This is a genomic window from Achromobacter sp. DH1f, assembly GCF_000633435.1.
GTDB lineage: Bacteria > Pseudomonadota > Gammaproteobacteria > Burkholderiales > Burkholderiaceae_B > Achromobacter > Achromobacter deleyi.
This window is the reverse complement of sequence record NZ_AYMF01000006.1, coordinates 436720-449463: the sequence shown is the minus strand read 5'-3', so window position 1 is coordinate 449463 and position 12744 is coordinate 436720. Positions and strand designations below refer to the sequence as shown.

Genomic DNA, 12744 nt, shown 5'->3' with positions numbered 1-12744 from the left:
ATTTTATGCCTGCCGGGCGCGGCTGGCATCCGTGGTCGGCATCTTTTGTCCCTGTTTCTGGCGGCAAGGCTGAAAAACGGTGCCGCCAGGCGCGGGGGCCGTCGCCCCTAGCGCGCCGCGTAGGCCTCGATGCGGCTCCAGACCTGCCGCGCCAGCGGCTTGGCGTTGTCCACCGACTGGTACAGCCGGATTTCCATATGGATGTCGTTGCGCGCGCTGTCGGCGCGCACCAGGCTGCCCGCGCGCAAGTCGGCCTCGACCAGCGTGTGCGGCAGCCAGGCCAGGCCGAAGCCCTGGCGGGCCATCGCGTGCAGGGCATCGGCCAGGTCCGATTCATACTGGGTCTGCAATAGCGGCGTGACGCACAGCCCGCGCAGCCGGTCGCGCAGGATGCGGCCCAGCGACATGCTGTCGGCATAGGCCAGGAACGGCACGGCCGGGTCCGACGCCAGCTTGGGCACGGCATGGCGCGGATGCTTGCTGCCGGGCGTCAGCGGCGCGCTCACCGCCACCAGCTTGTCGGCGCCCACCCGCCGGCAACGGTAGCCGGGGTTGTCGATCTGGGCGTACAGCGGTTCGTGCGCATGGCACAGCAGGAAATCGACCTCGCCATCGGCCAGCATGTCCACGCCATAGTTCAGCGTGGTGGTGATCACCTTCAGCTGAAACGGCTGCATGCCCTGCTGCACGCTGGCCATCAGCCCCGGCAGCACGGAATGCGCCAGGGTCTTGCCCGACGCGATGGATATCTTGCGGCTGCGTTCCAGTTCAGGCTTTTGCAGCCCCTGCCGCGTTTCGCGCAGGATATCCAGCACATCGATGGCCGCCGCCAGCATGCTGCGGCCCGCCGCGTTCAAGGTGGAAACCTGATGGCCGCGTTCCACCAGCGGCACGCCGGCCCAGTCCTCCAGCGCCTTGATGCGGCGCCCGAACGCCGGATGCGTGATGTTGCGGGCTTCGGCCGCCTGGTACAGGTTGCGCGACTTCGACAGCGCCACGAAGTCTTCCAGCCACTTGATGTCCATCCTGTCTCCTGCCTCTTCTTCTGGGTCTGTGCCGATCCGGCACAGCCTCTGCGCATTTTGCACAAGGCTCGCGTCAGTTACAATTAGTATTACGGCGTCCCACCCCGGAGAGGCCGATGCCCGACGCCCCTGTTCTGCTGAAATCCCTGCGCAGCCATTTCCTGGGCGGCAGCGATGCCGTGGCCAGCGGCTTGCCCGTGCTGCAGAAGCAAGTGGTCGGCAATGGCGCGGCGCGCGCCATCGATATGAACGGCAACTACAGCGCCGGCCAGCTCTACGTGCAGGAATACCGGCTGGCCCAGCCGCGCCACCCCTACCCCGTGCTGCTCTGGCACGGCGGCGGCATGACCGGCGCCCAATGGGAAAGCACGCCCGACGGCCGCCAGGGCTGGCTCTGGCGCCTGCTGCAATCGGGCTACGACGTGTTCGTGGCCGATGCGCCCGAACGCGGCCGCGCATCGTGGGCCATGTCGCCGCAGGTCTACGACACCGCCCCCATCTTCCGTTCCAAGGAAGAAGCCTGGCAGTTGTTCCGCATCGGCCCGGCCGACGGCTACGCGCCCGCCGGCCAGGCGCGCCGCGCCTATCCGGGGCAGCAGTTTCCCGAAGACGCCTTCGATACCTTCGCCAAGCAATTCGTGCCGCGCTGGCTGAACCATGACGCCATGGCGCTGGACGCCTACCGCCTGCTGCTGGACCTGGCCGGCCCCTGCATCGTCATCGGCCACAGCCAGGGCGGCGGCTACGCCACGCAACTGGCGCGCGACTGCCCCGGCCCGATCCGCGCGGTGGTGGCGGTGGAACCCACCGGCACGCCCGCCACGGTCGACGGCCCCCTGCCCCCGCAGTTGCTGATCTGGGGCGACCACTTCGCCGCCAACGACACCTGGCAGCGCTACCGCGCCCAGACAGACGCCTATTGGCACGCCGTGCAACTCGCGGGCAAGCGGGCCGACGTGCTGGACCTGCCCGCCGCCGGCATCGCCGGCAATTCGCATTTCTGCATGCTGGACCGCAACAGCGACCGCATCGCCGAACTGATCGTCGACTGGCTCAACGGCCTCGACTAACCTTCGCCTGGAGACACTCATGACATTGACGAAAACCACCCTGGCCGTGGCGCTCTTGACCGGCACCTCGCTGCTGTCCGGCGCGGCCTCGGCCCAGCAGGCCGACTACCCCAACAAGCCCGTACGCCTGATCGTGCCGTTCGCCCCCGGCGGCACCGCCGACATCATCGGCCGCGTGTTCGCCGCGCAGCTGGGCACCGAACTGGGCGCCACCGTGGTGGTCGAGAACAAGGCCGGCGCAGGCGGCTCGATCGGCACGCGTTTCGTGGCCGATGCCGCGCCCGATGGCTACATCCTGCTGCTGGCCTCGTCCAGCACCCACGGCACCAACCCCGCCGTCTACAAGAACCTGACGTACGACGCGGTAGAGGACTTCACCGCCATCACGCAGCTGGTCACCGTGCCGGGCGTGTTGAGCGTGACCAAGGACTTTCCGGCCGCCGACCTGAACGCGCTGATCGCGACGGCCAAGGCCAACCCGGACAAATACACCTACGCCTCGTCGGGCGCGGGCGGCCTGGGCAACCTGGCCATGGAACTGATGAAGTCGATGACGGGTGCCAAGCTCATGCACATCGCCTACCGCGGCGCAGGCCCGGCGTTCACCGACGTGATCAGCGGCCAGGTGTCGATGATCTGGGAACCCGTGCCGGCCTCGCTGCCGTACATCAAGGGCGGCCAGATCCGCCCGATTGCCATTGCGGCCGACACGCGTTCGCCCGAACTGCCGGACACGCCGACCTTCAAGGAAGCCGGCCTGCCGCGCTATGAAGCCAATGCCTGGAACGGCCTGCTGGCCCCCAAGGGCCTGCCTGCCGACGTGACGCAGAAGCTGCACGACGCCTCGGTCAAGGCGCTGAACAACCCCGAGGTGAAGGCCAAGATGGCCAGCCTGGGCGGCACGGTGGTGGCCGGCACGTCGGACGCGTTCAAGAATGTGATCGCCAGCGACGTGAAGAAGTGGAAGAACGTGGCGGCCGACGCCAAGATCCAGCTGGATCAGTAATCCTGTGGCGCCCTTGGACTGGACCCGAGGCGGCGCCTGATCGCGCGGCGGGTCGTCAGGCGGACGCCCTGCGATGAACGCACCTCAAGGGTGGGACACGCCGGTCCCCCCTTGGGGTGTTTTCATGTACCGGCTGGCGCCGCGTCGCCGGGAAAGGTCACCACCAGCGCCACGCCGCGGCCATTCAGGCCCGGCGCAAACGTCACGGTGGCGCCATGGCGCGCCGCGATCTGCGCCACCAACGACAAGCCGATGCCGCTGCCGCCGTCCCCGGCGCCCACGCCCGGGCCGCGATAGAAGCGGTCGAATACCCGCGCCTGCTCCTGCGGCGCGATGCCGGGGCCGTCGTCGGCGACCCGTAGCCAGGCGCCCCCTCCCTCCGCGGGACCGCAAGCCACCGCGATCTGCCCGTCTTCGGGCGTATAGCGCAAGGCGTTATCCACCAGATTGCGCACCAGCATGCCCAGGGTATCCATGCGCCCGCGCACTTCACAGGCCTGCACGTCCAGCTGGATGCGCTGGCGCTTGCGCGTGGCCGCCGCTTCGCTGTCACGCACCAGCAGCACCACCAACTGATCCAGCGCCACGGTTTCCAGGTCGGAGTCCTTTTCGCTGACCGCGTCCATGCGCGCCTGGTCCAGCAGTTGTTCGGCCAGCCGAGCGGTGCGCTGCGCCACGGCGCGCAGCTTGGCGCCCGCCTCGGCGGCCGGCGTGCCGGCGATCCCTTGCAGCAGCAGCTCGGTCTGGGCGCTCAAGGCCGCCAGCGGCGTGCGCAGTTCGTGGGCGGCATCCGCCAAAAAGCGCCGCTCGTGGTCCATGGCGGCCTGCAGTCGCAGCAGCAGCGCGTTGATGGACTGCACGTAGGGGTGCAATTCACCAGGCAGCCCGTCCAGCGGCAAGGGCGCCAGATCGAACGGCGCGCGGCGCTGAATGGAATCGCCGGCCAGGTTCAACGGCCGGAATGCCTGGCGCAACACGATCCAGACCACCGCGGCCAACGCCAGGAACAGCGTAGACACAATCACCAGGCCACGCTTGAAACCGGCCACCGCCTCGTAGCGCAGTTCACTATCGTCACGGGCCAGTTGCACCTGCACCTGGCCGAAGGCGTCGCTGATCGTATACACACGAAAAACCTCGCCACCGACATCCACGTCGCTGAAGCCATCATTGAAAGTCGGGTTCAGCGGCTGTAGTGGCGCCTCCGGCGACCACAGCACCAGGCGGCGATCGTTCAATGACCAGATCTGGATGACACTGCGGTCGCCGCGATACTGGCTGGAGGGCGGCAATTCGAAGCGTTCGTCCGACTCGCCGGCCAGCAAATTGCTCCGCAGCGACAGGATGGCCTGGTTGGCGGCGTCCACCAGCGACTGGTCGCGGATGCCCGTGCGTGCCTCGGTAATGACAAGGTACTGGAACACGAACGACGCGGCCCAGGTAAAGAGCAGCGGCAGCAGCAACATGACCGTCAGGCGCCGGCGCAGCGTGGTCATCGCCCGTCTTCCGCCGCGATGCGATAGCCCAGGCCGTGCACCGTCACCACCAGGTCATCGCCCAGCTTGCGCCGCAGTTGATGGATATAGACCGCGACGGTATTGCTTTCAATGGCGCCGCTGCCGCCGTACACGTCGGCTTCGAGCTGGTCGCGGCTGACGGTCTGGCCGGCGCGCTCCATCAGCGCCAGCAAGGTGCGGTATTCACTGGCGCTCAGCACGACTTCGACGCCCGCCTTGGTGACCACGCGCCTGGCGGGGTCCAGCAGCACGTCGCGGCACCGCAAGGCCGACACCACCGAATTGCGGCTGCGCCGGACCACGGCGCGCAACCGCGCCTGCAGTTCGTCCAGCTGGAATGGCTTGACGATGTAGTCGTCGGCGCCGGCATCCAGCCCCTGCACCCGTTCGGTCAGGCGGTCACGGGCGGTGATGATCAGGACCGGCGTGGCGTCGTAGCGCGAACGCAGGTGTTTCAACACCGCCAGGCCGCTGCCGCCGGGCAGCCCCAGGTCCAGCAGCACCGCGCCGTAGGCGTGTTCGACCAGCGCCAGGCGCGCCGCCGGCACATCGCGGACCCAATCGACCTGCATGCCCGACGCCGCCAGGCTGGTGCGCAAGGCATCTCCCAGCATGGCGTCGTCTTCCACCAGCAAGACTTGCACGAACGCTCCCTGACTATCCATGGACGGCATTGTGCCGCCCCGGCTTTAAAGAATTTTTAAAAACGTGCTTCGACAATGCGCGTCTTACCGCGCGATGGCCGATGCCGCGTGCAAGCCCACCAGAAAGGAAGATTCCCCGCAATGAAGCTGATCATGTTAGCAAGAGGCGCCGCCGCCGTCGCTTTGGTCTGCGCCGCAGCCCCGGCGCACGCCGATCAACCGCGGACCAACTTTATCGGCCTGGGAGTCGGTTACGTCCCCGTTTACGAAGGATCCAGTGAATACCGCAGTCTGCCCGTCCCGCTGATCAACTACCGTTCCGGCAGCTTCTTCATCACGCCTCGCGCGGGCCTGCCCGCCATGGGCCTGCAGACCCACCTGGCGCCGGACTGGAAAGCCGGCGTCTTCGTCGGCATGTCGCTGGGCCGCGATTCCAACGACGCCGACCGCACCAAGGGCCTGGACGACATCGATTTCCACGGCGCCTACGGGGCTTTCGTCGAATGGACGCCCAGCCGCTGGTCGCTGGCCGCCGCCTATCGCCAGGCCGCCCACAGCGGCTACGGCGGCACGCTGGAATTGCGCGCCACCTATGCCGCCTGGCAGAGCGGCAGCCACCGCGTCAACCTGGGCGCCAGCACCCAATGGGCCAACGGCGACGCCATGCAGACCTGGTACGGCGTCACCGCCAGCCAGGCCGCCCGCAGCCGCGAAGGGCTGTCGACCTATTCGCCTTCGTCCGGCTTCAAGTCCACCGATCTGTACGTCACCTGGGCTTACCGGATCAATCCCAGCTGGAGCACCCTCACCACGGTGGGTGTGACCACGCTGCTGGGCGACGCGCGCGACAGCCCGCTGACCGAACGCCGCACCAACATGTTCGGCAGCGTCGGCGTGGTCTACGCCTTCTGAACACCCATCGAAAAGCGGAACGATGGATTTACCCCAAGCCGGCGCGCTGCGCCTGACCCTGCCGGATGCCCGCGTGCACGATGCGCTGGCCCCGGCGTTGGCGGCCTTCGCCGAACGGCATCCGGACGTGCGCGTGCAACTGGGCCGGGCTGGCGGCAATGCGGGGGGAGCGAGCGGGCCCTGTGATCTTTCAATCGGACTGGAACCGCCGGCGGACCCCGCCCGCGTGGCGCATCGCCTGGGCGCCCTGCGCACCTGCCTGTATGCCGCGCCCGGCTACCTGGCGGGGCGGCCGCCGCCTGAACACCCCATCGAACTGGCGATGCACGATTGCATCGGTTTGCACGTCGATCCGCAACGCGGCGACGCCCCCCGGCCCGTGGGTTGGCGGTTGTGGCGCGGATCGGAACGCGTCGTCGTCATGGTGCGTGAGCGCTATGGCGTCGATACACCCGCGATGGCCATGCAACTGGCCGCACGCGGCGTCGGCATCGCCGCGTTGCATGCCGCCGGTACGGCGGCCCGACATGGCGCCGGGCTGGTACCGGTATTGCCGGAATGGGAGATGAAGCCGGTCACGCTGTACGCGCTGAGCGGCCTGCCGCGCCTGCCGGCGCGCGCCCGCGCGCTGGTCGACTGGCTGGCGCGCGCGCTGGCCTGAACGCGCCCTTCCGCGACCGGAAAGCGCCCGTTCAGGCGCCCAGCAATACCGGCTCGCCGTCACGCCCCAACGCCTGCGCATCGGCATCGATCACCCGGCCGGCCTGCAGCTTGAACACCGCCACCGCGTCGCGCAGGCGTTGCGCCTGGGTTTCAAGCGACGCCGCGGAGGCGGCCGCCTGCTCGACCAGCGCCGCGTTCTGCTGCGTCACGCTGTCCATCTGCGACACGGCCTGGTTCACCTGCTGAATCCCCTGCGACTGCTCTTCGGACGCGCTGGAAATCTCGTTGATGATGTCCGTCACCCGGCGCACCGACGTCACGATTTCCTGCATGGTGGCGCCGGCGGCTTCCACCTGGTCCGAACCGATCGACACCTTCTGCACCGAGTCGTCGATCAAGCCCTTGATTTCCTTGGCGGCCTGGCCGCTGCGCTGGGCCAGCGCGCGCACTTCGCTGGCCACCACTGCAAAGCCCTTGCCCTGCTCACCGGCGCGGGCGGCTTCCACGGCCGCGTTCAGCGCCAGGATGTTGGTCTGGAAGGCAATGCCGTCGATCACGCCGACGATGTCGGCGATGCGGTTGGAACTGTCGGCAATGGCGCGCATGGTGCCCACCACGTCGCCCACCGCCTGGCCGCCGCGGGTGGCCACGTCGGACGCGGCCACGGCCAGTTGCGATGCGCTGCGCGAGCTGTCGGCGTTGTTCTTCACCGTGGACGACAGCTCGTCCATGCTGGCGGCGGTTTCTTCCAGCGAGGCGGCCTGCTGCTCGGTGCGCGACGACAGGTCGATATTGCCCGCCGCGATCTCGCGCGAACCCGTATGGATTTCCTCGACGCCCAGCCGCACGGCGGCCACGGTGCGCGCCAGGCTGTCCTGCATGCGCTTGACGGCGGCGTAGAGCACGCCGATCTCATTGTTGCCGCGCTGCTCGATGCGGTTGGTCAGGTCGCCGCTGGCGATGCGGTCGAACAGGCGGCCGGCGTCGTGCAGCGGCCGGAACACCGAGCGCGCGAACACGGCGTACAGGCCGACAACCAGCACCGCCACCACGACCAGCAGGCCGATCAGGAACGCGATGGCGCCATTGATGCGCGTCGACGACTCGTTCGCCACGCGGCGTCCGACCTCGTCCGCAAAGTCGGAATACTTCTGGTTGGCCTGCGTGAAGGTGATGCCCAGCGGCGTCACCTTGTCCAGGTTCAGCCGGCTGGCTTCCTGGGCATTGCTGGCGCGAATGGCAGCGATCATCGGCAGGACCGCGTCGCGCAGGTACACGTCATAGGCCACCAGCGCGGCCTCGAAGAGCGGCTTGCCCACCGGCGACGTTTCGGGCGTCTGGCGCGCGCTCTGCACCAGGTCGGCCGCCCGCTTGGTATAGCCGTCCAGCCGCTGCATGCTGGCCAGGCTGTCGATGCGCTTGCCTTCCAGCAACGCGCTCTGCGCGGCCAGCAGCACCAGGCGGGCGCGCAGCAATTCGGCGCCTGCGTCGTCCATGGCGTTGGATCGCACCAGGTTGGTGTCCAGCAGCACTTCGATGGAAGTACGGTTGGACGTCAGCTGCTGATAGACGGCAATGCCGGTCAGCAGGAACAGCGCGAAAAAAACGCCAAGCGCGGTCGTCAGGACCGCGCGGATACTCAGATTCTTGAACATGGGGGGGCCTTTCCGGGTTTGCATGAGGCAGCCGCGACGGGCTGTCCCCCTGCTTTACGGCCCAATGCAATGAAAAGTTAAATATCTCATTGGGTTACATCGTGGGTTACCCAGCAGGCGAAAAAAAACCTCACCAGAAACTGGTGAGGTCTTTGTCGGCGGGAACAGCCTTTATTCAGTCCAGACGCGGGCGTTGCGGAACATGCGCATCCAGGGGCTGTACGCCCCGCCGGTATCCGCATTGCCCCACTTTTCCGGCGCCCACGACATCATGACGTTGCGGGTCACGCGTTCCGGGTGAGGCATCATCACCGTGAAGCGGCCGTCGGCCGTGGTGACCGACGTGAGGCCGGCCGGGCTGCCGTTCGGGTTGAACGGGTAGGCCTCGGTGGCATTGCCGTAGTTGTCGATGAAGCGCGCGGCGGCCAGCACGCGGCCGGCGTCGCCCTGCTGGGAGAAGTCGGCGTAGCCTTCACCGTGCGCCACGGCGACCGGAATGCGCGCGCCTTCCATGCCGGCAAAGAAGATCGACGGCGACTTGGCCAGTTCGACCAGCGACAGGCGGGCTTCGTACTTTTCGGACTGGTTGCGCGTGAAGCGCGGCCAGTGCTCGGCGCCCGGGATCATCGGGGCCAGCGCGGCCATCATCTGGCAGCCGTTGCACACGCCCAGCGCAAAGGTGTCGGGGCGCGCGAAGTACGCGGCAAACTGGTCCGACAGCTTGCTATTGAAGCGGATAGTGCGGGCCCAGCCTTCGCCGGCGCCCAGCACGTCGCCGTAGCTGAAGCCGCCCACGGCCACCAGGCCCTGCACCAGGCCCAGGTCGACGCGGCCCGACAGCAGGTCGGTCATGTGGACGTCAACGGCCTCGAAACCGGCGGTGTCGAACGCCCAGCCCATTTCCACCTGGCTGTTGCAGCCCTGCTCGCGCAGGATCGCCACGCGCGGACGCTTGCCGGTGTTGATGAACGGCGCGGCCACGTCTTCTTGCGGATTGAAGGCGACAGCAGGCGTCATGCCCGGGTCTTTCGTGTCGTTCCAGACGTCCAGCTCGGCTTGCGCGCAAGCCGGGTTGTCGCGGCGCGACATGATGCGGTAGGACACTTCGCTCCAGGCGCGGGCGAGTTCGGCGCGCGGCTGGCCCCAGACCTTCTTGCCATCGCGGTAGAACTCGATTTCGTCGGCGCCGTTCAAGCCGCCGATGACGTGCGAGTGGGCCGACAGGCCCGCGCCGCGCAGCACCTGCATGACGGCGTCGCGCTGGGCGGCCGGCACCTGGATGACGGCGCCGGCTTCTTCCGAGAACAGCGCCTTGAGCGTGAGTTCTTCGCGCTGCACGGCCACTTGTTCCGGACGGATCTTGTAGTCGCCCCAATCGGCCGATTGCGGGTCGAAGGTCAGCATGTCCAGGTTGACCGAGATGCCGGTGCGGCCAGCAAAGGCCATTTCGGCCAGCGTGGCGAACAGGCCGCCGTCGGAGCGGTCGTGGTAGGCCAGCAGCGTGCCGGCTTCGGCCAGCGTGCGGATGGTGACGAAGAAGGCGCGCAGGGCTTCGGGCGAATCGATGTCCGGCACGGTTTCGCCGACCTGGTTGTAGGCCTGGGCGAGGATCGAGCCGCCCATGCGGTGCAGGCCGCGGCCCAGGTCGATCAGGATCAGCACGCTGTCGCCCGCGTCGGTACGCAGTTGCGGCGTGAGGCTGGCGCGCACGTCACCCACCGGCGCAAAGGCCGTGACGATCAGCGACACCGGCGCCACCACCTGGCGCTGCTCGCCGTCCTGTTGCCAGGACGTTTTCATGGACAGGGAATCCTTGCCGACCGGAATCGACAGGCCGGCGGCCTGGCAGAGTTCGCTGACGGCGGACACGGTGTCGTACAGCGCGGCGTCCTGGCCGTCGACGCCGCAGGCGGCCATCCAGTTGGCGGACAGCTTGATGTCTTCCAGGCGGGCCACGTCGGCGGCGGCCAGGTTGGTCAGGGCTTCGGCCACGGCCATGCGGCCCGAGGCGGGCGCGTTCAGCATGGCGATGGGGGTGCGTTCGCCCATGGCCATGGCTTCGCCGCGGAAGCCTTCGTAGTCGGCCAGGGTGACGGCGCAATCGGCCACCGGCACTTGCCACGGGCCGACCATCTGGTCGCGGCTGGACAGCCCGCCCACGGTACGGTCGCCGATGGTGATCAGGAACGACTTGTTGGCCACGGTGGGGTGGCGCAGCACGCGCAAGGCGGCTTCGGTGAGGTCGATGCCGGCCAGGTCCAGCGGTTCGGACACGCCGGGCAGGCGGCGCACGTCGCGCGTCATGCGGGGCGGCTTGCCCAGGATGACGTCGATCGGCACGTCGACCGGGCGGACTTCGGCTTCGCCTTGCGGGCGAATGGCATCCAGGCCGGGCAGGCCTTCGCCGTCGACCACGCGCAGTTGGCGTTCTTCGGTGGCCACGCCTACCACCGCATAGGGGCAGCGTTCGCGGCGGGCGATGGCGTCAAAGCGCTCGAGGTCGCTCGGCAGAATCGACAGGACGTAGCGTTCCTGGGACTCGTTGCTCCAGATTTCGGCGGGCGACAGGCCCGATTCTTCGAGGGGCACGCGCTTCAGGTCGAAGATGGCGCCGCGGCCGGCGTCGTTGACCAACTCGGGGAACGCGTTGGACAAACCGCCCGCGCCCACGTCGTGGATCGCGATGATGGGGTTGTTTTCGGCCTGCTGCCAGCAGCGGTCGATGACTTCCTGGGCACGGCGTTCAAGTTCGGGGTTGCCGCGCTGGACCGAATCGAAGTCCAGTTCGGCCGAGTTGCTGCCCATGCTGATGCTGGATGCCGCGCCGCCGCCCATGCCGATGCGGAAACCCGGGCCGCCCAGCTGGATCAGCAGCGCGCCGGGAGGAATGACGTCTTTGTGGGTCAGGCCGGCGTCGATGCTGCCCAGGCCGCCCGCGATCATGATGGGCTTGTGGTAGCCCCAGCGCGTGCCGCCGGCGCTTTGCTCGAACGAGCGGAAATAGCCCAGCAGGTTGGGACGGCCGAATTCGTTGTTGAACGCCGCGCCGCCGATGGGGCCGTCGATCATGATGGACAGGGGCGAAGCAATGCGCTCGGGCAGGCCGTGGTGGTCGGCTTCCCAGGGCTGCAGGGCGTCGTCGAAACGCAGGTGCGACACGGTGAAGCCCGTGAGGCCCGCCTTGGGCTTGGAGCCGCGGCCGGTGGCGCCTTCGTCGCGGATTTCGCCGCCCGCGCCGGTCGAGGCGCCGGGGAACGGTGCGATCGCGGTGGGGTGGTTGTGCGTTTCGACCTTCATCAGGGTGTGCACGGTGGTGTCGCGGCGGATGTACCTGGCGCCGTCGACGCCCTCGCCCGTGACGCCGGGCACGCCGGCCTGGAAGCGCTGCGCCGGGCCGCCGGCCATGATGGCGGCGTTGTCGGAATAGGCCACCACGGTGCCTTCGGGCTGCGCCTTATGGGTGGCGCGGATCATGCCGAACAGCGTGTTGGGCTGTTCCTGGCCGTCGATCACCCACTGGGCGTTGAAGATCTTGTGGCGGCAGTGTTCGCTGTTGGCCTGCGCGAACATCATCAGTTCGACGTCGGTGGGATCGCGGCCCAGGTCGGTGAACGACTTGGCCAGGTATTCGATTTCGTCGTCGGACAGGGCCAGGCCCAGGGTGACGTTGGCCTCTTCCAGCGCCTGGACGCCGTGCGCCAGCACGCCGACCTGGCGCATCGGCTTGCCGGCCAGCGCCTGGAACAGCGCCTGGCCGTCGAAGCTGGCGTCGACCACGGTTTCGGTCATGCGGTCGTGCAGGCAGTCTGCCGCGCGGGCCAGCATGGCGTCGTCGAACGACTTGGTGCCCAAGAGGCCGCGTTCGGGGGTGATGGTGTAGCGCACGCCGCGTTCGATGCGGTGCACGGCCGACAGGCCACAGTTGTGGGCGATGTCGGTGGCCTTGCTGGCCCACGGCGAAATGGTGCCCAGGCGCGGAATGACCAACAGGGCCAGGCTCTTGGCGGGGGCCTCGCCGGTGGCGGGGGTGCCGTAGTCGAGCAATTGGGCCAGGTGCTGCTGCTGTTCGGCCGTCAGGGCGGCGTCGGTGCTGACGAAGTGCTCGTAGCGGGCGGAAATGTCGGCCACGGGCAGGCCGGCTTCCTTCAATTGCGCCAGCAGGCGATCACGACGAAAGGAGGACAGGACAGAGGAACCAGGCAGATGCTGAACTAGGGACACGATGCGGGCGCCGTATAAGGAGGGGAGCAAA

General features: G+C 68.0%; 9 protein-coding genes. 4 read left to right on the top strand and 5 right to left on the bottom strand.

Annotated features, from left to right (window positions below; all coding sequences use genetic code 11):
- Window positions 1-107: 107 nt before the first annotated feature.
- Complete coding sequence (locus U858_RS0104840; protein ID WP_025136060.1) at window positions 108-1025, bottom strand: LysR family transcriptional regulator; 918 nt, start codon at window positions 1023-1025, stop codon at window positions 108-110.
- Between the two features lie 116 nt (window positions 1026-1141).
- On the opposite strand from U858_RS0104840, the gene U858_RS0104835 reads away from it, so the two are divergent.
- Window positions 1142-2095, top strand: a complete 954-nt coding sequence (locus U858_RS0104835) for an alpha/beta fold hydrolase (protein WP_025136059.1) — start codon at window positions 1142-1144, stop codon at window positions 2093-2095.
- Window positions 2096-2114: 19 nt separating this feature from the next.
- Window positions 2115-3101, top strand: coding sequence for a tripartite tricarboxylate transporter substrate binding protein (locus tag U858_RS0104830; RefSeq protein ID WP_025136058.1), 987 nt, complete (start codon window positions 2115-2117; stop codon window positions 3099-3101).
- A gap of 122 nt (window positions 3102-3223) precedes the next feature.
- On the opposite strand, the gene U858_RS0104825 is transcribed toward U858_RS0104830, so the two are convergent.
- Window positions 3224-4597: an ATP-binding protein gene (locus U858_RS0104825; protein ID WP_025136057.1), complete on the bottom strand. Its 1374-nt coding sequence runs from the start codon at window positions 4595-4597 to the stop codon at window positions 3224-3226.
- Window positions 4594-5262, bottom strand: coding sequence for a response regulator transcription factor (locus U858_RS0104820; RefSeq protein ID WP_025136056.1), 669 nt, complete (start codon window positions 5260-5262; stop codon window positions 4594-4596). The genes U858_RS0104825 and U858_RS0104820 overlap by 4 nt, the downstream gene beginning before the upstream one ends.
- 141 nt (window positions 5263-5403) lie before the next feature.
- Between U858_RS0104820 and U858_RS0104815 the strand changes: the two genes are divergently transcribed.
- Window positions 5404-6174 carry a MipA/OmpV family protein gene (locus U858_RS0104815; RefSeq protein WP_025136055.1) on the top strand — a complete coding sequence of 257 codons (771 nt, stop codon included), beginning with the start codon at window positions 5404-5406 and terminating at the stop codon, window positions 6172-6174.
- 22 nt (window positions 6175-6196) lie between these two features.
- Window positions 6197-6835: a LysR substrate-binding domain-containing protein gene (locus U858_RS0104810; protein WP_025136054.1), complete on the top strand. Its 639-nt coding sequence runs from the start codon at window positions 6197-6199 to the stop codon at window positions 6833-6835.
- A 31-nt stretch (window positions 6836-6866) separates the two neighbouring features.
- Here the strand turns inward: U858_RS0104810 and U858_RS0104805 are convergent, their stop codons facing one another.
- On the bottom strand, window positions 6867-8492 hold the full coding sequence (locus U858_RS0104805) for a methyl-accepting chemotaxis protein (protein ID WP_025136053.1): 1626 nt from the start codon (window positions 8490-8492) through the stop codon (window positions 6867-6869).
- Between the two features lie 171 nt (window positions 8493-8663).
- Window positions 8664-12713, bottom strand: a complete 4050-nt coding sequence (gene purL, locus U858_RS0104800) for a phosphoribosylformylglycinamidine synthase (RefSeq protein ID WP_025136052.1) — start codon at window positions 12711-12713, stop codon at window positions 8664-8666.
- Between the last annotated feature and the right edge of the window lie 31 nt (window positions 12714-12744).